Consider the following 21,381-nt stretch of genomic DNA (forward strand, 5'->3'; position numbering starts at 1 on the left):
GCGACCATTCGTGCCAATCATCTGTTTGGATAACCAGCCACAGTCCGATTACGGACTGGTCCTAGACAGACAATCGCCGCGCAGATAGGAACCTTTCATGTCCGCGCGCACGCCCTTCATCCCCACAACCGTTCACAAACGTGACGAGTTCTCAGAGACGGTGTCCGGCCACCTTGAAGGGGCCAAGGACGCCAAACTGGTTTTGCGTAAACTCGACGGCGTGCCGTTCTGGGCAAAACCCATCGCCAGCTTTCTTGCCCGCAAAGAGGTCCGCTCGCTTCGTGTCGTGACTGGGATTGAGGGCACGCCAGATCTAATCCGGGTCGACGACGAGGGCATCCTGCGCAGCTGGTCTGCGGGTATTCCACTGAACCTCGCCAAGCCTGATACAGCTGAATTCTATAAAGACGCCAAACGTATTTTGCGCGACATGCGTCGACGCAATGTCACGCACAATGACCTCGCCAAGCCACAAAACTGGTTGATGGCGCCTGACGGTTCTGCCGCTGTGATTGATTTTCAGCTCGCCTCCGTGCATCGCCGCCGTGGCAAGCTGTTTCGCGTGATGGGCTACGAGGACCTACGCCACTTGGTAAAGCAAAAGCGCCGTTATGCGTCCGCGCTGCTCACCCCTGCCGAGCACAGAATGCTGGCACGTAAATCCCTACCGACCCGCATTTGGATGGCCACGGGCAAACGCGCATACAATGCCATCACACGCGGGCTGTTCAGTTGGTCAGACGGTGAGGGAACCGGAAACCGCATTGCCCAAGATGGCCCGTCAATTACCACAGACCTATTGGCAAATGACGCCGTTCAAGGCGTATCCCTCAGCCCATTCGCCCTGCCCGCCAAAGGCATGGGTATCTATGCGTTTGTGAAGTCCGATCTATCTGCAAGCGAAGCCCGTGCGTTGATCTCAGAAACCCGCGTTGAACTTATTCAACCCGTCGCGGTCTTGCCGCGCACGGAGGTATTGGAACTCATCGCGATGAACCGTTTGGATGAACTGGAAATCGTTCTGAACGCAGAACCAGACCTTCGCGCCATTACCGACCCAATCGTCGCTGGTCGTTTGAACCTAACAGATCGCCGACTCGCAGGGGTCTAGAACGGCGCCTTCGCGCGGAACCGCACACCCTCTCCACCGTCAGGATGGCGCAGGCGCAATTCCTCGGAATGCAGCATGAGGCGTTCATAGTTCAGCGCTTCACCCGTCGCGTAAAACGGATCACCTAGGATCGGATGCCCAAGGCTTAGCATATGAACGCGAAGCTGATGGGAACGACCGGTTTTCGGCATCATCCGCACACGGCTTTCGACACCATCACTGCGTATAACCTTCCAATCGGTCTGCGCGGCCTTGCCCGTTTCATGGCATACCTTTTGGCGCGGGCGATTTTCCCAATCGACAATAAGCGGCAAATCTACGGTCCCAGTTTTAGGCTCTAAAGTGCCCCAAACGCGGGCAACGTAGGTTTTCTTGGTCATGCGCTTTTCAAACTGCTGCCCGATGTGGCGCTGCGCGTGGGGCGTCAAGGCAAAGACCATCACACCACTCGTGTCGCGATCCAAACGATGGATCAGCAAAGCCTGTGGAAACGCCTCTTGGACGCGGGCAATCAGGCAATCCGCCAAATGCGGGCCCTTCCCTGGAACAGACAGTAGACCGCTCGGCTTGTTCACGATCAGGATTTCATGATCCGCGTGGATCACATCAAGTGGATCGCTCGGTGGATTGTATTCACTGCTCATTTGCGGGACCGGAACATGGAATACGTATAAAGGCCCAATGCGGCCCAGATCATTGGGAACGCAATTGCGCGTGCATGCCCAAAAGGTTCTTTGAATACGAAAAGCGCGACGAGCATGATCATCGTGGGCGCAATGTATTGCATGATCCCGATCGTCGTTAGCCGTAGCCCCTTTGCGCCATTCGCATAGAGCATCAATGGAACCGCAGTCACAATTCCGCACCCCATAAGCAGCCACATATCAACCGATACAGGTACGAAATGTCCGCCCCCGTTTATCCAAAGCCAGATCAGATACCCGACGGCAAACGGTGTCAGGATCAACACTTCCAACAAGAACCCTTGGTTCGGGCCAATCGGTAGCGAACGTTTGAAATAGGCGTAGAAGCCCCATGTTGTTGTTAGGGCCAGCGCCGGCCACGGTAGACTTCCGTTTTCATAGGCCAAGACCGCCACCGCTGACGTTGCGATCGCCACCGCGACCCACTGAAGGCGCTTTAGGCGCTCACCCAACAGCACAGACCCAAGGAACACTGAGAACAATGGGTTGATGTAATACCCCAATGCCGCATCCAATGTGCGGTCCACCGAGATCGCCCAGACGTAAACTCCCCAGTTTACTGAAACCAATGCAGCAGTCAGACAACCCATCGCAAGACTGCGCGGGTCTTTCAAAATGCGCCCGATATCACTGGTTCGCCCCAGCAGAAACAAAACCAGCCCTGCAACAGGGACCGACCAAAGTATGCGGTGCGCCACGACTTCAACGGCCGGAACATGCGCCAGCCATTTCATGTAAAGTGGTAGAAACCCCCAAAGCAAATAGGCGGAAAACGCAAAGCCAAAGCCGCGTAAAGTGTCTTCATTTTGAGAGGGTTTAGCCATACGTGCATCAGCACGATTTACGCACCCCGGGTCAAGGCCTGTGCCGCCCCGGGGCTATCGTATTTTGTGATTAGACTTTAACGCGCGCTGATGTTGGGTCGTACATTGGCTTGAGCGAGGCCTCTGCCTTCACCTTCACACCCATCACATCGATCTCGTAAGTTGAGGCCAGAACATCCACAGGTTTCTCACCTTTGCACGGCACATAGCCAAGGCCCATCGCACCACCCAAGGAGTGACCATAAGCGCCAGACGTCAAAAACCCGACTTGTTCTCCGTCCCGCAAGATCGGTTCGTTGTGATACAAAAGCGGCTCGGCATCAATCAGCTTAAACTGCACCATCCGCATGTTTAGACCCTGTTCTTGCTTCTCCAGCACCGCCTCGCGCCCGATGAAACTCGGTTTGTCCTTTTTCACCGCAAATCCAAGACCCGCCTCCATCACATGATCTTCACATGTTATGTCGTGCCCAAAATGGCGGAACCCCTTTTCGATGCGGCAGGTGTCCATCATGTGCATGCCGCACAATTTCAGGTCCATATCCTGACCCGCATCATGCAGCGTTTCAAACACGTGGCCCGCTTGATCGGCAGACACGTAGACTTCCCAGCCAAGCTCACCGACGTAAGTCACGCGATGCACACGGGCCATGCCCATGCCGATCTCAACTTCTTGCGCTGTACCAAACGGGTTCACATCATTGCTGAAATCCGCTGGTGAAACAGCCTGCAGCAATTTGCGGCTATTTGGCCCCATGACAGCCAATACACCCTCGCCCGCAGTCACGTCTGTGATGACCACGTTGAAATCGCCGACGTTGCGCTCCATCCAAACTTGATCGGCCAATCGCGTCGCCGCGGGCGTGACCACAAGATACGCAGTTTCAGACAGGCGGGTGACGGTCACATCCGCCTCAATACCTGCGCGATCATTTAAAAACTGCGTGTAGACAATCTTGCCAATCGGAACGGAATAATCACCGCCACCCACATAGTTCATGAACGCTTCGGCATCGCGTCCTTCGACCCTAATCTTGCCGAAAGATGACATATCATACATGCCCACGTTTTCGCGCACGGCCTTATGTTCGGCGGCAACGTTGTCGAAGAAGTTCTGTCGCTGCCATGAATATTCATACTCCGGCGTTTGTCCGTCATTCGCGAACCAGTTGGCACGTTCCCAACCAGAAAGCTCACCCATCACCGCGCCATTTTGCAACAAATGTGAATGGAACGGCGTGCGGCGAATACCGCGTGCTGTGGCCTTTTGGCGGTAAGGGAAATGGTCCGCATAAAGCAGACCAAGCGTCTCTTTCGAACGTTCCATTAGGAACGTCTTATTCCCCATGAACGGCTGCATACGGCTGATATCGACATCGCCCAAATCAAACGGTTTCGCGCCGTCATCCATCCACTGCGCCAGCGCCATGCCAGCACCACCCGCGGACTGAATACCGATCGAGTTAAAGCCCGCCGCGACCCAAACATTGTCCATCTCTGGCGCGAGACCAAGGTGATACGCATCATCCGGCGTAAAGGATTCAGGTCCATTAAAGAACGTGTGAATCCCCGCATCCGCGAGCATCGGCAGCCGTTCGACAGCAGCCTCAAGGATTGGCTCGAAATGGTCGAAATCCTCAGGCAGCTGATCAAATTCAAAATCATTGGGGATCGGCCCCCAAGGTTTCGAAACAGGCTCAAACGCACCCAAAAGCATCTTTCCGGCGTCTTCTTTGTAATAGGCGCATTCATCCGGCACGCGCAGAACGGGCATCTGAGTTAGACCCTGAATTGCCTCAGTGACGATGTAGAAATGCTCGCAGGCTTGAAGTGGTACGTTCGTGCCAAGCATCTGACCGACTTCGCGGCCCCACATGCCGGCACAGTTGACGACGTGCTCACACTCAATCGTGCCTTGGCCGTTTTCGTCTTCCCAGTTCACGCCCGTGATGCGGCGACCATCGCGCACAACACCAGTTGCCTTAACACGCTCTTTCACAACCGCACCGCGCTGCCGTGCACCCTTGGCCAATGCCAGTGCGATATTGGCTGGGTCGCCTTGCCCGTCCAGCGGCAGATAGACGCCACCAACGACACCATCGATATTCAAATGCTCGTATTTCGCCTTCACCTCATTTGGTGAAATCTCTTCGACAACGACACCGAAAGACCGCGCCATCGATGCTTGACGGTAAATCTCTTCCTTGCGCTCATCCGTCAGCGCAACGGTGATCGACCCGCAGCGTTTAAAACCCGTCGCGACACCAGTTTCAGTCTCTAAGTCACCGTAAAGTTCTTGGCTGTACTTCGCGAGTTTGGTCATATTCTGCGTCGCTCGAAGCTGCGCAATAAGACCGGCCGCATGCCATGTTGTGCCAGATGTCAGCTGTTTGCGCTCCAACAACACGACGTCTTTCCAACCCAGTTTCGTCAAATGGTAAGCCACCGAACAGCCGATGACCCCGCCACCAATAATAACAACGCGCGCTTTGTTTGGAAGATCAGCCATCAAACGGCTCCTTTAAACGATCTCGTGTCCGGCTGCCCTTAGGCGGCTGGCAACTTCGGAAATATGCTTGGGGCTGACTTCGCAACAACCGCCGATGATGGTCGCGCCCTGCTCGACCCATGTCATCGCGTGGTCTGCATAAAGTTCGGGTGTAAAATCACGACGTTTGGACAGGGCATCCACGGTTGGCTTGTCGCTAAGAAAGCCCTCGGTGATCATCTCAAAACCATTGGCATACGCGCCGTATGGCTTTCCTGACGCCGCCAAAACCTCCAGCGCGGCCGGAATTGCTTCGGGTGCGGAACAGTTTACCAAAATGGCCTCGGCTCCATCACACTCAGCGATTGCATCTGCCAATGGTTCACCGGATCGCAATAGCGTTCCGTCACTGTCATTGACAGAAAACGCGATCCATACCGGCTTGCCTGACTGCAGCGCTGCTTCAAGGTTTGCTTTCGCACTCGCAATAGAAACCACCGTTTCACAGATGATGAAATCTACATGCGGCGCAAGCAAGGAAACAACTTCATCATACTTGCGAACGGCCTCATCATGGGGTGGCACCACGTCGGCACGATAGCTCGCACCCAGCGGCCCGATAGATCCCGCAATTCGCTTAGCACCACTTTGCTTGGCTTCTTGAACGGCCTTCCCGTGAAGATCAGCAAACTTATCCTCTAACCCTGTGCCCTCAAGACGATCACGATGAATGGCATAGCTATTGGTCGTCGCGATCGTCGCACCTGCGGCACAAAAATCGCGATGGACCTCTTCGACCAAACCGGGATGATCAATCATGATCTGCGTCGACCAAAGCGGCGTTGGTCGGTCCCCTGCGCGATGCACAAGTTCTTGGCCCATACCGCCATCAAGAAGCGTTATCTTCGTCATGCGCGGATCCGTTCATTCTTAGGATCAAACATCGGTTCGTCTTCTTGAACGATAGCTTTCTGGCGCTTGCCATAGACATCGATCTCAAGCTCGGTTCCGACTGCCAACACGTCAGCCCGCACCATGCCCAGCGCGACACATTTTCCGGTACGGTATCCCATCCCACAGGACGTGACCTCACCGACGATTTCGCCGTTGTGCCAAACAGGAGCCATGTAAGGCGCATCTGCATCTCCGGCGTCCATGACCATCGTCACAAAACCCTTCTTGCGGCCCGCTTGTTTCTCAGCAAGCAGCGCGGCTTTCCCGGGGAAGTCAGCGTCTTTGTCAAACTTGATGAACCGATCAAGGCCGCCTTCAAGAAGCGAGTAATCAGTGGACAGATCACCCTTCCAAGCGCGGTAGCCTTTTTCCAAACGCATGGAATTCAGCGCATACATCCCAAACGGGGTCACACCCGCACCCGCCAACGCACCCCAAATCGCAGGCATTGCATCAGGTGCTGCATGAATTTCCCAGCCGAGTTCACCCGCAAAGGACACGCGGATCAAAGCCGCATCTTGTCCGGCAACTTTGCCGTCCATGCTCACACTCAACCAAGGTTTGCTCAGGTCATGCCCTTCAACCAGTGGCGCAAGAATGTCGCGTGCCTTCGGACCAGTCACGAGCAGGCATTCAACCTCGGTTGTGTGATCCGTCACTGAAATTCCCTCAGGCGCTTGGCGTGAGAAAATTTCGAGATCGTGCCATTGCGCGGTCGCAGCGGTAATCAAACCAACATCCGTGTCTGAATGCACCATCACAGATGTCTCTGTCAGGATACGCCCGCGGCTGTCTGGGAAATACGCAAGCGTCACACGATCTGGGTTCGGCAGACGGGATGCCGTCAAACCATCAACGAAGTCTTTGGCGCCTTCGCCCTCGACTTTTATACGGCTAAAGCCCGTGATCGGCAGCATGCCGCAACCGGTCGTAACGGCCTCAACTTCACGCTTAATCGCGACTTCCCACGGGCCATTACGATCCCACGTTTGCGTCGACTCTTCGGACGTGTCTTCACCGGCCTTGGCGAACCAATTGGCGCGTTCCCAACCGTTATAGGACCCGAACTGCGCGCCTGCATCTTGCAAACGCGAATGCAACGTCGAGTGTTTCTTATCGCGGCCTGCTGGCCACTCGTGGTGCGGGAAATGCATCGCATATTCGTGGCCATATGTTTCCATCGCAACGGCCAGACAATGGTCGTGGTCTGTATAGTCCGTGTAGCGGCGTGGATCGACGGACCACATATCCAACTCGGTTTCCCCGTGCATGATCCATTCAGACAGCACCTTACCTGCGCCACCACCTTGGGCGATTCCGAAGGTGAAAGAATGCCCTTCAAATGCGTTCTTCACGCCAGGCATTGGCCCAATCATTGGCAACCCATCGGGCGCATAGGGGATCGGACCGTTAATGTTGCGCTCCACGCCACCTTCGCCAAGCAGCGGCACCCGTGCCATCGCATCTTCGATATAATATTCAAGCCGCTCAAGGTCGTCAGGGTAAAGCTGGAAGCTGAAATCTTCCGGCATAGGATCATCAGGCGTAACCCAATGCGCCTTGCAGTTCCGCTCGTAAGGACCAAGGTTCAGCCCGTTCTTATCCTGCCGCAGGTAATAGGAAATATCGACATCCCGCAAAAGCGGCAGCTTATGGCCTTTCTCTTTGGTCCATGCTTCCAGTTCCGGCAACTGACCCGTCAGGAAGTATTGGTGGCTCATCACGACCATCGGCACCGTACGTCCACCAAATGGTTTGAACATCTCACCAACGCGCTGCGCGTAATAGCCGGCACAGTTGACGACAAACTCCGCGCGGATCTCACCCTTGTCGGTCTTTACGATCCATTCATCACCGTCCCGATCAATACCAGTCACAGGGCAGAAACGCTCAATATGGGCCCCTGCTTCGCGCGCACCTTTTGCCAAGGCTTGCGTCAGCTGCGCAGGGTCAATGTCACCGTCCAACGGATCATGCATGCCGCCCGCAAGGTCGTGGGTTTCAAGAAACGGATGAAGCGCTTTCATCTCGTCGTTGGTCATGATCGGCATTTCAAGACCTTGATAAAGAGCCTGACCAGCAACCTTTTCGAACTCCTGCATCCGTTCCTTGGAATGCGCCAAACGCAACGATCCGGTGACATGGTAGTTCATCGGATAATCGACCAACTCACCTAGCCCGCGGTACAGCTCAAGCCCGTAGCGTTGCATGTTCATCACCGCCCAATTGGCCGCAAAGTTCGGGCAGTTACCTGCCGCATGCCACGTAGAACCCGCTGTCAGTTCATTCTTCTCGAGCAACACACAATCTGTCCAACCCGCACGTGCAAGGTGAAACAGTGTCGATGTGCCGATTACGCCGCCACCAATGATGACCACTCGGGCTGTAGTTGGAAAATCTGCCATTGTTAGTGCTCCCTGTGCGGCACGTCGTCCGCGATGTCGTAATAATCGCCTTTGTCAGCAACAAAGATGTGTTTCTGCAGTTTCAGCCCGGTCGGGCCGTCAATCACGCCGAGCGAAAAGCTCATGGCGTCTTCGTCATGTGCTTTCCAAAACAAAAAGCAGCCGCACGTCGGGCAAAACCCGCGTTTGGCCGTTGCGCTGGCTTCAAACCAACGCACTTCGCCTTCAATGGTGAAATTCTCAACTTGCGAATAACCTGATGCCCAATGGTGGCCTGACTGTTTGCGACATTGCCCACAGTGACAGGCGGAAACGCTTTGGCCGCCGTCTTTGACGGTGAATGAAACGGCACCGCAGTTGCAGCTTCCTTTTAGCATGTCATGCACTCCTTACAGGCTGGGACGTGCCGAGCAGCACGCCGTAAACGATGAAACACACCGCCATCACGCGGCGAAACCAAACGTTGAAAACAGCCCCCATCGCCGCACGCCCTAAGCCTGCGCCGAGTGCGGTGTAGGTTAGATAACTACAGGCCGTCAGCGTCAGAGCCGTTGGAACAATGGCCCACATCTGCGCATCAATCGGCACGTTAGGTTGAACAAACTGACTGAACGCCGCGAGGTATCCAGCAACGCTTTTAGGATTGATCACCGCAATCGCCAGTGCACGCCAATAGATACTGCCTGCCTGAACATCCTTCTCAACGACAGGGCGCGTGGCCGTGATCCAGCCACGTACCCCTAGATAGATCAAAAAACCTGCCCCGATCAGCTTTGCGACCGAGAACGCAGTTTCAGACGCAGCCAGTAGGGCCGTCACACCAAATGCGGATAACGCCAAAAACAGCGAGGCTTGCGTCAGGATCGCAGCAACCGCAGGCAAAGATCGCACGAACCCGCGCGTCATTCCGTTTGAAATACAATTCACGGCATTCGGCCCAGGCGTCGTGACAAACACCACCCAGAACAATGCGAATATGCTCCAAGCTTCAAACGTCATATCAATACACCGGAGGCGCGATAACCCAGATCGCAATACATGGCTGAGAGTGGGGGTTCATCCAGCGGAATGGTTCGCCCCGAACACGAAAGCTGTCGCCCGCGTTCAGTGAAAAAGTCTTTCCAGCAATCCAAAGATCAAGTTTGCCCGACACGATATAACCAACCTCTTGCGTTGGTCGCGTCACTGTTTCCGTGATTTCCGCACCCGGTTCGAATGTTGAATGCAGCACTTCGAAATCATCCGTCAGGTCTGGCGAAAGCAGTTCTTCCACCAACCCAGCAGAGCGTGATCCAATTGGACGTCGCCCTGTCGCACGCACGATCATGCCTTGTTCGTTTTCGGGCGCCTCTGATCGGAACAAGCTAGAAACAGACACATCGAGCGCCTTCGCCAAACCGCGCAGATCGGTAATTGAAGGCTCCGAAAGACCTCGCTCGACTTGGCTAAGCCAACCGACCGACCGATCCAAAATAAGCCCAAGGTCCGCCAGCGTTAAACCTCGCGCCTTTCGCAACGCGCGAATATCAGCGCCGAGCGTGCTGCTTTCTGTTGGCAGGTCGTGAATCACTGTGAAAAATCTCCTCGTTCATGAGAGTCGTGACACGACTTCATGAAAATTCAAAGGATTTTTTCACGCCATTATGCAATCTTTGAAAACTTCCGCCAAAATCGCGACCAACGCATCTGCATCCGCTTGATCAAACGCGTCTGGTTGATTGCTGTCGATGTCAAAAACACCAAGCAATGCCCCCGCCCCAGTAAATACAGGAATCACCAGCTCGGATCGCGTTGAGCTGGCACAGGCTATGTGCCCCTCAAATGCGTCGACATCTTCCACCAGTTGCACTTCTCCAGTTCGCGCAGCTGCACCACACACTCCGCGCGAAAATGGAATCTGCAAACATCCATGCCCACCCTGATACGGCCCGATTTTGAGCATTTCCGGTCCTGTTACACGGTAAAAACCCGTCCAATCGAAACGATCATCAAAATGGTGAACCTCACAGGCAATCGTTGCCATGAGTGAAACCACATCACCCTCACCGTCAGTTAGGCTTCGGATGGTCTGTGCGAGTGTTTGGTAATCGGGCATCGTGACCTCAATAATAAACGGTAGAAATGGGATGCTTTCGCACCACGAAATCTGGAGCCCTGTGCTGCCAGTGTCGCGAACATCTACACTGCGGCGTTAAGTATGAAAAACCATAAAACCGCCCTAAAGTTTCCCCACCGTCACCCGAATCCACGGTCAAACAGTTCCCTGTAGCTGCATAGGCTCACCTCGGCGTCACGTGTAACAGCCCCCACCCAGTGCGGGACGTCGAGGACTATGCGGCTCAATTTTCGTGCGCAAAGCCTTTCCCCCACCTGACATGCTGCTACGGTCTCCTGAAATCAACGGAGGCATCATGCGCGATTTCCAACAACCCGGACGGTCCACTGTCTTTGCACAAAACGGCATCTGCGCCACGTCGCACCCTTTAGCAGCTAAAGTAGCGGTCCAAATCCTCGAGGCAGGCGGTAACGCGATGGACGCGGCCATTGCTGGCGCGGTTTTGCTTGGCATCTGCGAACCACAGTCTACCGGAATAGGTGGCGATGCATTTTGTTTGTTCAATGAGGCAGGATCGGACGAGGTTCTTGCGTTAAACGCGTCAGGTCGCGCACCAGCTGCGTTAGAAGCTGCGAAATTGCGGGCGCAAGGCATGGACGTTTTGCCGCTGGAATCGGTACACGCAATCAGTCTCCCCGGTGCGATGGACGGCTTTATTCGTCTTTCCAAAGACTACGGCAAACTCGGCTTGAAAGCGGCCCTCGCCCCAGCAATTTACTATGCAGATGCTGGCGTGCCCGTCGCGCCGAAGGTGGCGTTTGATTATGCCCAGTCCGGCAGCACACTGCACGGTGCTGGCCGAACGCATTACATGGCACAGGATAAACCCCTTACCACCGGTCAGATCTTCCGCTCTCCGATGCAGGCAGAGGTCTTGCGCCGCGTTTCAATGGATGGACGCGCTGGCTTCTATGAGGGCGAAGTCGCTGAAGACATGGTGAAGTCCCTGAACGCAGCTGGTGGCACCCATACACTTGAGGATTTCGCAAATGTCCGCTCCGATTATACGGCACCTGTCAGCGGTACCTACAAAGACATCGAACTGGTTGAGCACCCGCCCAATGGCCAAGGCGCAACCGCCATTTTGATGCTCAATATCCTCAAGCATTTCGATATCGCAGGGCTGGATCCAATGGGTACCCAACGCGCCCACCTTGAAGCCGAGGCCGCCAAGCTGGCCTATGACACCCGCAACCGCGTTATCGCAGACCCAGACCACACCGCGCGGCTTGATCACATGCTGAGCGCGGCAACGGCAGAAAAACTAGCGGGCCTTATCGACCCTAACAAAGCCCTAGACCCATATTTACCAACCGCCGAGGCCGTGCACAAAGACACCGTTTACATCACCGTCGTCGACAAAGACCGCATGTGCGTGTCGATGATCTACTCAATCTTCCACAGCTTCGGGTCCGGCATGGCATCCGACAAGTTTGGCATATTGTTCCAGAACCGCGCGGCAGGTTTCACCCTTGAAGAAGGCCACCCGAATGAAGCCGGCGGCGGCAAGCGCCCAATGCACACCATCATCCCCGGAATGGTCAAGCGCGACGGTAAAATTGAAATGCCGTTTGGCGTGATGGGCGGCGCCTATCAACCCTGTGGCCACGCTCGATTTCTGACGAACATGGAAGACTTTGGCATGGATGCACAAACCGCCATTGATGCACCACGCTGCTTTGCAGAGCATGGCGGTCTGACGGTCGAAACCGGATATAGCGATAAAGTCGCGCAAGACCTCGCGGATTTGGGGCATATCGTCAAACGCGCGGACTCTCCAATTGGTGGCGCGCAAGCGATCAAAGTACATCAAGACGGCCTACTGGAGGGCGCATCAGACCCGCGCAAGGATGGCATCGCCCTTGGATACTAACATGCTCAAGAAACGTCTGGCCCGCACGTTCGGTCTGGCGTTTATGCTCGCCGGCGGGCTGCTTTGCGGTGTCGCTGTGTCAGACGCGCTGTCGCGCTGCCCCGGCATTCAATGCGAAGACGCAACATTAAGCGTCGCAGTTTACGCCGCACTTTTCTCATTAGGTGGAATTTTGTTCTTTTGGGCGAAAAAGCCCTGACCGCTTAGTTCAGCTGGAAATGCAGCGGGTATTGGCCGTCCTCAAACGGGCCAAACAGATCATCTAGATCAGGGTGATCCACTGGCTGGCCGGAATAATCGGCGACCAAGTTCTGCTCAGAAACATAGGCGACGTAATGGGACTGATCATTTTCCGCCAACAGGTGGTAAAATGGTTGGTCCTTGGCAGGGCGCGCTTCTTCTGGAATGGCTTCGTACCATTCTTCAGTATTGGTAAACATTGCGTCCACGTCAAAAACCACACCACGGAAGGGATGCTTCCGATGGCGGACCACTTGGCCCAAGTAATATTTCGCGCGAGTTCTCAGCATAGTTTTACGGCCCCTTAAGGGTTATTAGTCAAACAAACCCACTTATGTCCATGCAAACACGGCAAAAAATTAGGAAACAAACTGTGCTCCTAACCCAAAGCGAATTGGAAACCGTCACGTAGATGTTTCGTTCGTCTCTCGCAAGGTTGGCCTTGCTGAGGTTAAAGAACAATTACCCTATTGAATTTGCATCAATATTCGAGGTGCTTTGCTTCGAATTCTAGTGTCTTTTCGCCAACCCCAAGCGATGCGCAACTTGTAGTTGCGGCGCCCGCAAAACCGGCAGTGGTCAGTTTCCCGCTCATCCTCGCATTTGTGAACTGAAATCATCGCGAAACCGGTTCCCAGTTGGCCTGACGTTTGCTAAACTCACCTCAATAAAACTAATAAATAAGCGATGAGGCATATGAGCAAACTCTTTCGCGCCTGTGTACTACTGTTAATCTTGGGAAGCTGCGGCGCCCGAGACGGTTCTGCGCCGCGCAATCTAGACAACGCCTGTTCCATTCTTACGGAGCGCCCGCACTATGTGCGTGCATTCAAGGCGGCTGAACGTAATTGGGGTGTCGAAACCCACGTTCTGATGGCGATGATCTATCAGGAAAGCAAATTCATCTCTAACAACCGACCTCCGCATACTTATGCATTGGGTGTAATCCCGACAGGGCGTCAGTCGTCCGCACTTGGCTATAGCCAAGCGCTGAACGGCACATGGGAAGAATACGTGGACCAAGAAGGTGGACGTGGATCTGATCGCACGAACATCTCCGACGCGACCAACTTTATGGGTTGGTACATGACGGCGACGGTACGTGAAAACGGTATCGCGTTGGACGACACCTACAACCAGTATCTCGCCTATCATGACGGGCGCACCGGCTGGCGTCGCGGCACGTACCGCTCAAAGCCTTGGTTGGTTCGCATTGCGGGTGAAGTTCGCGACCGCGCTGAATTGTATGATGCGCAACTGCGCAGCTGTCGCCAGTTCCGTTGACCCTATTGAGAGCGTAGCCAATGGTGATACGCCCTCAGTACCATTTTCGCGACGGGCCAAACGGTCTGCATGCGTGGGACGTGCGCAAACTAGCTGCTTTCGCGGCTGAATTGCCCGTGGTGGATATTCCATTGGCGGACATTGGTGAACTTGATGAAACCTATTGGTACGAACATGCGCAACCCACGACACGCTCTGTCGCGGTTCATGCGGCGCAAATCGAAGCGGCTGATTTAAAGTATCCAATCATACTATGCGCAGACGGCCGTTTGATGGATGGAATGCACCGCGTTGCGAAGGCCTATATGCTTGGGCTCGAGAGCATAAAAGCAACCCGACTCCCGCATACGCCAGAGCCGGATTACGTTGGGGTTGCCCCAGATGATTTACCTTACGAGGGTTAGTTCCCCCAATTCCGTATCTCACGTTGGATGTTGAACAGAATGTCCGGCACGTTTCCATCCTTTGCCAGATCACCAAGGATTACGGTTGTCTGCTGGCCCGTATCATCCGTCACAATCCACTGGCGCAGCTCAACCGGGCTGGACGTATACACCATCTGGATGCTGCCATACTCAGGGTGATCCGGATCCTGTGCCGTGATCGTCGTCGTCGTGCCGTCGCTCGTGTGGCCAGTCACCATATTCGTGCGTGTCAGGTCAATGTTACGTTCAAGAATAATCTTTAGCGGTGTTTGGTTCAACGGATACCGATCCGGCCCCGTATCAGAACGCGGATCAAAGATCGCAACTTGGCCACCGCCCGCAACGACAAGCGACTCCTCAGGCGGATTGTACTCAAACCGCACGCGATTTGGCCGCTTGATATAAATGGTACCCGTGGAAATCGTGCCATCCGCGTTGATCTGCGTGAATTCACCTTCCGCACTGGTAAACGAGTTCAGGTAACTGGACACCTGCCCCAATGAGAGCAGTTGCGCAGAAGACGGTGAAGCCGCGAACCCTGCAAGCGCAAGGGGGACAGCCAAAAGACAAAGTCGACGTGTAATCATATTCATAACAGATACCTAAGCTGGGTTACCGGGCATTACACCCTTGAATGCAACAAACTTGGCCATGCTGTCCATGCTAGGCAATATCACGCCATTTGATAGGCGATAGCAACGCGGGGGACGGCGCCGTCCCCCGCATCATTTTAGGATAACATCCGTCGCAGGATCGGAATGCGTGAAATCACGAGGAAATCCAACACCAGAACCGCCAAAAGGGTGAGACCCGCCAATGGGAATGCCAGCGATACCGCCAACCCAACCAAGACCGCGCCCTGCCACAACGGCATGTCACGCGGCATCGACGGCGCAGCAATCCGGCCTGCTTTGCTTGGCCGGCGCATCCACCACATGACCACGCCACTTACACTCAGGAAAATCACCATCAGGCAGAACACCGTGTTCACAATGATATTCCAAATCCCCATATCCCCTTCGTGCAAAGCAATCCCAACAGCCATGCCTTGCCCGTAGATCGAATAATCCTCAAACCGCACATCCGCGAGGATACGTCCCGTGTATTGGTCGATATGAACCGTGCGGTCATCGGTTGGGTTAGCGCTGTCGTTGCTCATGGAATCGCGCGAGATCGTCCAAACGCCGGTCTCCCCAGACGGGAGGTTCAATTGGAACCGTGCATCATACCCGATTTGGCGAGCGAACGTCGTAACGGTATCAATGTTGACGGGCTGTCCCTCAGACAATCCTGTCACACCAACATCAGACCCTGACGCGGGCATCGGCGTTTGCTCTAGCGCCCATGGAACCTCTTCAGTCGCACCATGGTTCATGCTTGCGTGGGTCACGTCAGACAATGGCGCACCCCATTTCTCGGCTGGAAATGTGCTCCAGGCTTGAACGAACTTTCCGCCCCAGATTCCAGCCCAAGCCAGACCTGACAACAGAAACAACACCAACAAAACTGAAACCCACGCACCAATCGTCGCGTGTAGTGTTTTCCAAAGGCTACGACGGCGTGCAGTGAATTTCGGAATCAACGCCCGAAACCCTTCGCCGTTGCGGGGCCACCACAGATACATCCCCGTCGCAATCAGAACCATCGTTAGGGACGCCGCGATCTCGATCATACGGTCGCCCGTCACACCCAACAGAACCGTGCCGTGAATATCATTGGCAAAGTCATACCAACCTTCACGCCGCACCGCACTCGACATGATTTCAGCCGTGTAAGGGTTCACCGCAACCATCGTGGCAACGCCGTCCAAATCCACGCGAAACAGCGCCACCAAATCATCGCCGCGCGGTGCCACATATTGCACCAACGTCGACCCCGGTACCGATTGCACTGCGGCGTCAGACAGTTCGGACACGGGCAACACCTGTTCCTGTGGTGTCACATTAATCCATTCACCATCGCGCCCCGACAGCACACTGATCCAGAGCATCACAAGCCCCGTCAACGCCAGCATGATCAGAAATGGGATGACATATAGCCCTGCGTAAAAGTGCCAACGCCAAGCTGCTTTATATAAAATATTCGTACGGTCAGATTGCACCTGTGCATCCGAAACCGCGTTCGGTTCGATTGAGACCATGGGTCCCTCCTGTAATTGAAATCAAAATGAGTGAGTTCAAATACGGGTGGGCGGTCCTCTAACGCGGATACTGGAATTCGGACGCTGGTCCCCAAGAACTGCGCCAACGGGTAGGACAACATCCATATCAAACGCGACGATGGACATCGAAGGTGGGTAGGCGTTGTAATGAAGTGTGGCAGCAACTTGTACGGCCCAACCACAGGGGTTTTCATCCCCGTGGTCCTGCGCGCCATCCAGATCAAGAACCATTGTTATAGGGCCATCGCCCGTACACAGCACGACCTCAAACCCGTCATCTGATTGGGTAACCATCACACCAGGTGCGATCAGTGACACCAGTACAAACGGAACAAAGGCAAGACGGCACAAAGCCATCGCCACGTTCTGAAATACTGAAACCGAACCAACCATGACGCACCGATTACACGAACCCGTGATCAGTTCCAGCGACTTTTAAAGACGTTCCGATTAGCGCGCGGAAAAGTCGCGCGCTAAAGGTTATTGGCGTTCAGGAATCAGGATTTCGCGTTTGCCTACATGGTTCGCGGACGACACGATACCTTGGTCTTCCATCTGCTCAACCAAGCGCGCGGCCTTGTTATAACCGATCGCAAGTTTGCGCTGGATGTAGGACGTCGAACATTTGCGATCCTTGGCAACGATGGCAACAGCCGTATCGTATAGTGCATCTTCACCATCTGTATTGCCACCAAGTCCAAGCACTTCATCAATACTGCTTGCACTATCTTCTGCAGGACCTTCGACAACACCGCTAAAGTACTCCGGTGGACCGTAAGCCTTCAGGTACGTCACGATCTCTTCAACTTCTTCATCCGAACAGAACGGGCCGTGTACACGCGTGATTTTCGAACCACCCGCCATATAAAGCATGTCACCCATCCCAAGCAGCTGTTCCGCACCTTGCTCACCTAGAATGGTGCGCGAGTCGATCTTGGACGTCACTTGGAACGAAATCCGTGTGGGGAAGTTGGCCTTAATCGTACCCGTAATAACATCAACCGACGGACGCTGCGTGGCCATGATCAGGTGAATACCGGACGCACGCGCCATTTGCGCAAGACGCTGGATGCAGGCTTCGATCTCCTTACCCGCAACCATCATCAGGTCGGCCATCTCGTCCACAACAACGACGATGTATGGCAGAACTTCTGGCTGAAACTCATCCGTCTCAAACACTGGCTCGCCTGTGTCATCATCAAACCCAGTCTGAACCGTACGGTTAAACTGCTCACCCTTTGCAAGCGCATCTTTCACGCGGCCATTATAACCGTCGATGTTGCGCACGCCCATCTTGGACATCTTGCGGTAACGTTCTTCCATCTCACCGACGACCCATTTCAAGGCAACAACGGCCTTCTTCGGGTCCGTGACAACAGGCGACAACAGGTGCGGGATGCCGTCATAAACGGACAGTTCCAGCATCTTAGGGTCAATCATGATCAAACGACATTCTTCCGGCGTCAGCTTATACAGCAGCGACAAGATCATTGTGTTGATCGCCACAGACTTACCGGAACCCGTTGTACCCGCGATCAAAAGGTGCGGCATCTTCGCAAGGTTCGCGATGATCGGCTCACCGCCAATGTCTTTACCCAACGCCAACGGCAGCTTCATGTTGCTATCGCCAAAATCACGTGCGGCAATCATCTCGCGCAGAACAACCATTTCACGGTTTTCATTTGGAAGTTCGATACCAATGACCGAACGACCCGGAACCGTAGAAACACGTGCCGACAACGCGGACATGGAACGCGCGATATCATCGGCCAAACCGATAACGCGGCTGGCTTTCAAACCGGGTGCAGGTTCAAGCTCATACATTGTGACTACGGGGCCTGGGCGAACCGAAACGATATCGCCTTTTACGCCGTAATCATCCAGCACGCTTTCCAACATGCGTGCGTTTTCCTCAAGTGCTTCGTCAGACAACACATGTCGCTTCACTTCGGATGGTGATGCCAAAAGACTAAGCGGCGGCATTTCATAGGCCGGACGTTTGTCGTCAAATTTCAATGCTGGCTGCGCTTCTGCCTTCGCTTGGCGCGACGGCTGCACGACTTTACGTGCAGGATATTGAACAACTGCTTTGGCTTCCGGAACCGGAACCGCCGCTGGCGTGAACGCCGCCGCAGGTTCTTCCATAGGTGCCACATCTACAGACGCATATTCCATCGCCGGCTCAACATAATCTTCAACGAATTCCGCCATAGGTGCTTCAGTCGGCGCGGCCATCTCCAACGCCGCCTTTTGTTCTGTGTTCAGTACAAGTGGGCGTGGTCCGGTGTGACGTTCAACAGGTGGTTCAACACGCGCTTCTTGCGGTTGTTCCATACGGCTGGCAATCGCAGCGGTGATCGCTGGGTTCACACCCGGCTTCGTTGCGATTTGTACTTCTTGTGGTTGGCCAGAACGCGTGCGTACGGCATTGGCGATACGCGCTGAAATACGGTCGTTGTCCGCAGCAGGAACGTCGCCATCCATGCTCGGTTCTTCGATCAGCTCGGGCTCTGGCATCGGGTCGGCGCGTTTGAAAACGGACGCGAACAAACCTTGCTTTTGCTCTGGTTCAGCGTGACGCACAGGGGCGGCTAACGGTGCCGGTGTTGCAGATGCAATCGGTGCTGCGTCACCTTCAATCGGATCAAAATCTTCGTAGCGTGTTGGCATCGCAGGGTTCGCGCGCACCACGGCTGCAACGCGTGCAGTTTCTTGGGCCATTGCGGGTGCTGGAATAGCACGTGCCGCTTCTAGCTCGGCTTCATACTCTGCCTTTTCTTGGCGTGTCAGCTCGCGGCGCTCTTGCACCTTCGTTCCCAACGCTTGCGCACCTTTATAAGACGCCGACGCCGTCTGCCCGAGGAGCTTCAGAACACCGGAATATGCAACGATCAACCCGACCAATAGGAAACGACCCAAACGTCTAATCTCAACCATGGTAAAGCCCAGCGCGAACGCCATCAGCGCAACAACACCCAAGCCCATCACAAACGACATCAATTTCACACTGAACGTCGCACCAAACGGCAGGATCGTCAGCAGGATCGACAAGATCATGTCGCCAAAATGCCCGCCAAGACCAAAGCTTTCGTCCCAACCAGCGCCCGGTGACAGTGTCGCCGCGTAAATCGCGGTCACAGCAATCGCGATAGGCGCGAAAATAACGCGACCCAACGCGCGCTCTTGGCCACGGTGCAGCGTGAAACGCAAACCCCATGCCATCAAAACAGTCGGCACCATCCAAGACGCATACCCAACAATCATAAACAGCGCCGCGGCAAACGACGCACCTGGCCGACCCAGCCAGTTCTGAACAGGGGCATCCGTAGCGGACATGAAATTCGGATCATCCGGCGCATAGGACCAAAGCATCATCGCAACCATCAGGCCGACCACAAATAGGCCAATCCCCACCAGCTCGCGCCCGCGTTTTTCAATCGCAGCTTGCGTCGAGCTATCCAAAAGTGGGTCTCTTTGTCGAGTCTGATATGAAGCCATTTTGCCGTTCCTCACGTGTACAAACAGTCGCGGATTTGGGTCAAACCACGCTGCATTTCTTCTATTGGGGCGACGAGTGCCACCCGGATATAACCTTCGCCTGGGTCACCGCTTGGATCGGGACGGCTCAGGTACGCGCCGGGCAAAACCCGAACGCCAGTTTCTTTCCACAGCTTACGTGCTGCGGATTCTCCATCCTCAACCGGAAGCCACAGGAAAAACCCTGCCTCCGGTGAAGTGTAGCTATTCACGCCTGCAAAAATCGCGTCTGCGGCGTCAAATTTCGCACGGTAAAGCGCGCGGTTTTCAATTACGTGGGCCTCATCTGACCAAACACGCGTCGACACGCGCTGGATCGGCATAGGAAGCGGCGCGCCCGCATAGGCCCGCAGCTGACGCATTTCTTTGGTGTTCTTTGGCCCGCTCACCACAAAGCCAGACCGCAGGCCCGGAAGGTTGCTGCGCTTGGACAAAGAATGAAACGCAACCACGCGTTCAGGGTCACACCCAGTATCAGCCGCGGCCTCAAGCACACCCATCGGCGGCGTGTCGCGATAAATCTCGGAATAGCACTCATCCGCGAAAATCTTGAAATCGTGCTTTTCAGCAAGCGCGATCAGTTGCGCCCAGTATTCGCGGCTTGCAACGGCACCCTGTGGATTGGCGGGGCTACAGATGTAAGCAATCGTTGTGCGATCCAGTATTTCAGGATCAAGTGCTGCGTAATCAGGCAAATATCCAGATTCAGCTGTTGCAGGGACCATCACAGGTTCCGCATTCACCGACAAAGCCGCAATCGCGTACACTTGGTAAAACGGGTTCGGCAACAACACGACGGGCTGTTTTCCGTTCTTCACTTCAGGGCAAAGCGCCATCGCCGCGTTGTACAATCCCTCACGGGTTCCGTTCAAAACCAGCACACGGTCAGGCGTAATATCTACAGAATAGCGGCGTGTAACCCATCCACAGATCGCTGCCAAAAGCTCTGGCGCGCCTTCGTTTCTTGGGTAATTCGCAAATTCCCCAACAGATTCAGCCATCACGTCAGGCACAAAACTTGGGAACGGATGCTGAGGCTCACCAATGGTCATGTTTACAGGCTCGCCGCCCGGTTCATGGACGTCGAGTAAAGCGCGCAAGCGCGGCCACGCATAGGCCGGTAGGTTCGAAAACCGCTCGGGGTACGTCATTACTGCCTCAAACTACGACCTCATTAACGGGTCGCTTTCTCCCAAAGTAGCCTGACAGGAGTCCCACTGTCCAGAAAAAGGACGCTTTATCGGTAACTTGTGTGGCTT

Annotated in this window: 20 protein-coding genes; 5 read left to right on the plus strand and 15 right to left on the minus strand. The window is 54.7% G+C overall.

The features are described 5' to 3' along the window. Nucleotides 1-97 precede the first annotated feature (97 nt). On the plus strand, nt 98-1,111 hold the full coding sequence (locus OSB_RS14855) for a serine/threonine protein kinase (RefSeq protein WP_049835720.1): 1,014 nt from the start codon (nt 98-100) through the stop codon (nt 1,109-1,111). On the opposite strand, the gene OSB_RS14860 is transcribed toward OSB_RS14855, so the two are convergent. The 9 genes from OSB_RS14860 to OSB_RS14900 form a co-directional block, all read right to left on the minus strand. Further along, nucleotides 1,108-1,755: an RluA family pseudouridine synthase gene (locus OSB_RS14860; protein ID WP_049835721.1), complete on the minus strand. Its 648-nt coding sequence runs from the start codon at nt 1,753-1,755 to the stop codon at nt 1,108-1,110. The two genes, OSB_RS14855 and OSB_RS14860, sit on opposite strands and share 4 nt — an antisense overlap. Further along, nucleotides 1,752-2,639 carry an EamA family transporter RarD gene (rarD, locus tag OSB_RS14865; protein ID WP_049835722.1) on the minus strand — a complete coding sequence of 296 codons (888 nt, stop codon included), beginning with the start codon at nt 2,637-2,639 and terminating at the stop codon, nt 1,752-1,754. Before rarD ends, OSB_RS14860 begins: the two co-directional genes overlap by 4 nt. Before the next feature lie 70 nt (nt 2,640-2,709). After that, nucleotides 2,710-5,148, minus strand: a complete 2,439-nt coding sequence (locus OSB_RS14870) for a GcvT family protein (RefSeq protein WP_049835723.1) — start codon at nt 5,146-5,148, stop codon at nt 2,710-2,712. Between the two features lie 12 nt (nt 5,149-5,160). Beyond that, nucleotides 5,161-6,039 carry a homocysteine S-methyltransferase family protein gene (locus OSB_RS14875; RefSeq protein ID WP_049835724.1) on the minus strand — a complete coding sequence of 293 codons (879 nt, stop codon included), beginning with the start codon at nt 6,037-6,039 and terminating at the stop codon, nt 5,161-5,163. After that, nucleotides 6,036-8,486, minus strand: coding sequence for a GcvT family protein (locus OSB_RS14880; RefSeq protein ID WP_049835725.1), 2,451 nt, complete (start codon nt 8,484-8,486; stop codon nt 6,036-6,038). The genes OSB_RS14875 and OSB_RS14880 overlap by 4 nt, the downstream gene beginning before the upstream one ends. Before the next feature lie 2 nt (nt 8,487-8,488). Beyond that, on the minus strand, nt 8,489-8,863 hold the full coding sequence (locus tag OSB_RS14885; RefSeq protein WP_049835726.1) for a GFA family protein: 375 nt from the start codon (nt 8,861-8,863) through the stop codon (nt 8,489-8,491). A 1-nt stretch (nt 8,864) separates the two neighbouring features. Beyond that, a complete protein-coding gene (locus tag OSB_RS14890; protein WP_049835727.1) occupies nt 8,865-9,485 on the minus strand; it encodes a LysE family translocator in 621 nt (206 codons plus the stop codon). Nucleotide 9,486: 1 nt separating this feature from the next. Further along, nucleotides 9,487-10,056, minus strand: a complete 570-nt coding sequence (locus OSB_RS14895; protein WP_049835728.1) for a helix-turn-helix domain-containing protein — start codon at nt 10,054-10,056, stop codon at nt 9,487-9,489. Between the two features lie 63 nt (nt 10,057-10,119). Continuing rightward, the gene (locus OSB_RS14900; RefSeq protein WP_049835729.1) at nt 10,120-10,581 is read right to left on the minus strand and encodes a GAF domain-containing protein; all 462 of its coding nucleotides are present in this window, start codon (nt 10,579-10,581) and stop codon (nt 10,120-10,122) included. 316 nt (nt 10,582-10,897) lie between these two features. On the opposite strand from OSB_RS14900, the gene OSB_RS14905 reads away from it, so the two are divergent. Continuing rightward, nucleotides 10,898-12,475: a gamma-glutamyltransferase family protein gene (locus OSB_RS14905; protein ID WP_049835730.1), complete on the plus strand. Its 1,578-nt coding sequence runs from the start codon at nt 10,898-10,900 to the stop codon at nt 12,473-12,475. A gap of 1 nt (nt 12,476) precedes the next feature. Further along, nucleotides 12,477-12,674, plus strand: coding sequence for a hypothetical protein (locus tag OSB_RS14910; RefSeq protein ID WP_234967420.1), 198 nt, complete (start codon nt 12,477-12,479; stop codon nt 12,672-12,674). A gap of 4 nt (nt 12,675-12,678) precedes the next feature. Here OSB_RS14910 and hspQ read toward each other — a convergent pair whose 3' ends face one another. Beyond that, complete coding sequence (gene hspQ, locus OSB_RS14915; protein WP_049835731.1) at nt 12,679-13,005, minus strand: heat shock protein HspQ; 327 nt, start codon at nt 13,003-13,005, stop codon at nt 12,679-12,681. Nucleotides 13,006-13,411: 406 nt separating this feature from the next. Between hspQ and OSB_RS14920 the strand changes: the two genes are divergently transcribed. After that, complete coding sequence (locus OSB_RS14920; protein ID WP_049835732.1) at nt 13,412-13,999, plus strand: transglycosylase SLT domain-containing protein; 588 nt, start codon at nt 13,412-13,414, stop codon at nt 13,997-13,999. 20 nt (nt 14,000-14,019) lie between these two features. Then, nucleotides 14,020-14,403, plus strand: coding sequence for a hypothetical protein (locus OSB_RS14925; protein ID WP_082166482.1), 384 nt, complete (start codon nt 14,020-14,022; stop codon nt 14,401-14,403). Here OSB_RS14925 and OSB_RS14930 read toward each other — a convergent pair. The 5 genes from OSB_RS14930 to OSB_RS14950 form a co-directional block, all read right to left on the minus strand. After that, nucleotides 14,400-15,017, minus strand: a complete 618-nt coding sequence (locus OSB_RS14930) for a LolA family protein (protein WP_049835733.1) — start codon at nt 15,015-15,017, stop codon at nt 14,400-14,402. The genes OSB_RS14925 and OSB_RS14930 overlap by 4 nt on opposite strands. Before the next feature lie 137 nt (nt 15,018-15,154). After that, nucleotides 15,155-16,564, minus strand: a complete 1,410-nt coding sequence (locus tag OSB_RS14935; RefSeq protein ID WP_049835734.1) for a PepSY-associated TM helix domain-containing protein — start codon at nt 16,562-16,564, stop codon at nt 15,155-15,157. A 36-nt stretch (nt 16,565-16,600) separates the two neighbouring features. Next, complete coding sequence (locus OSB_RS14940; protein WP_049835735.1) at nt 16,601-16,978, minus strand: hypothetical protein; 378 nt, start codon at nt 16,976-16,978, stop codon at nt 16,601-16,603. An 87-nt stretch (nt 16,979-17,065) separates the two neighbouring features. Then, on the minus strand, nt 17,066-20,083 hold the full coding sequence (locus OSB_RS14945) for a DNA translocase FtsK (RefSeq protein ID WP_049835736.1): 3,018 nt from the start codon (nt 20,081-20,083) through the stop codon (nt 17,066-17,068). Between the two features lie 11 nt (nt 20,084-20,094). After that, a complete protein-coding gene (locus OSB_RS14950) occupies nt 20,095-21,273 on the minus strand; it encodes an aminotransferase class I/II-fold pyridoxal phosphate-dependent enzyme (protein ID WP_049835737.1) in 1,179 nt (392 codons plus the stop codon). Nucleotides 21,274-21,381 lie beyond the last annotated feature (108 nt).

The sequence above is a fragment of the Octadecabacter temperatus genome (assembly GCF_001187845.1).
Classification (GTDB): Bacteria; Pseudomonadota; Alphaproteobacteria; order Rhodobacterales; family Rhodobacteraceae; genus Octadecabacter; species Octadecabacter temperatus.

Excerpts from the sequence above, each read along its gene's own strand:
- OSB_RS14855 (WP_049835720.1), top strand. The coding sequence starts at position 98 with ATGTCCGCGCGCACGCCCTTCATCCCCACAACCGTTCACAAACGTGAC.
- OSB_RS14860 (WP_049835721.1), bottom strand. The coding sequence starts at position 1,755 with ATGAGCAGTGAATACAATCCACCGAGCGATCCACTTGATGTGATCCAC.
- rarD (WP_049835722.1), bottom strand. The coding sequence starts at position 2,639 with ATGGCTAAACCCTCTCAAAATGAAGACACTTTACGCGGCTTTGGCTTT.
- OSB_RS14870 (WP_049835723.1), bottom strand. The coding sequence starts at position 5,148 with ATGGCTGATCTTCCAAACAAAGCGCGCGTTGTTATTATTGGTGGCGGG.
- OSB_RS14875 (WP_049835724.1), bottom strand. The coding sequence starts at position 6,039 with ATGACGAAGATAACGCTTCTTGATGGCGGTATGGGCCAAGAACTTGTG.
- OSB_RS14880 (WP_049835725.1), bottom strand. The coding sequence starts at position 8,486 with ATGGCAGATTTTCCAACTACAGCCCGAGTGGTCATCATTGGTGGCGGC.
- OSB_RS14885 (WP_049835726.1), bottom strand. The coding sequence starts at position 8,863 with ATGCTAAAAGGAAGCTGCAACTGCGGTGCCGTTTCATTCACCGTCAAA.
- OSB_RS14890 (WP_049835727.1), bottom strand. The coding sequence starts at position 9,485 with ATGACGTTTGAAGCTTGGAGCATATTCGCATTGTTCTGGGTGGTGTTT.
- OSB_RS14900 (WP_049835729.1), bottom strand. The coding sequence starts at position 10,581 with ATGCCCGATTACCAAACACTCGCACAGACCATCCGAAGCCTAACTGAC.
- OSB_RS14905 (WP_049835730.1), top strand. The coding sequence starts at position 10,898 with ATGCGCGATTTCCAACAACCCGGACGGTCCACTGTCTTTGCACAAAAC.
- OSB_RS14910 (WP_234967420.1), top strand. The coding sequence starts at position 12,477 with ATGCTCAAGAAACGTCTGGCCCGCACGTTCGGTCTGGCGTTTATGCTC.
- hspQ (WP_049835731.1), bottom strand. The coding sequence starts at position 13,005 with ATGCTGAGAACTCGCGCGAAATATTACTTGGGCCAAGTGGTCCGCCAT.
- OSB_RS14920 (WP_049835732.1), top strand. The coding sequence starts at position 13,412 with ATGAGCAAACTCTTTCGCGCCTGTGTACTACTGTTAATCTTGGGAAGC.
- OSB_RS14925 (WP_082166482.1), top strand. The coding sequence starts at position 14,020 with ATGGTGATACGCCCTCAGTACCATTTTCGCGACGGGCCAAACGGTCTG.
- OSB_RS14930 (WP_049835733.1), bottom strand. The coding sequence starts at position 15,017 with ATGAATATGATTACACGTCGACTTTGTCTTTTGGCTGTCCCCCTTGCG.
- OSB_RS14935 (WP_049835734.1), bottom strand. The coding sequence starts at position 16,564 with ATGGTCTCAATCGAACCGAACGCGGTTTCGGATGCACAGGTGCAATCT.
- OSB_RS14940 (WP_049835735.1), bottom strand. The coding sequence starts at position 16,978 with ATGGTTGGTTCGGTTTCAGTATTTCAGAACGTGGCGATGGCTTTGTGC.
- OSB_RS14945 (WP_049835736.1), bottom strand. The coding sequence starts at position 20,083 with ATGGCTTCATATCAGACTCGACAAAGAGACCCACTTTTGGATAGCTCG.
- OSB_RS14950 (WP_049835737.1), bottom strand. The coding sequence starts at position 21,273 with ATGACGTACCCCGAGCGGTTTTCGAACCTACCGGCCTATGCGTGGCCG.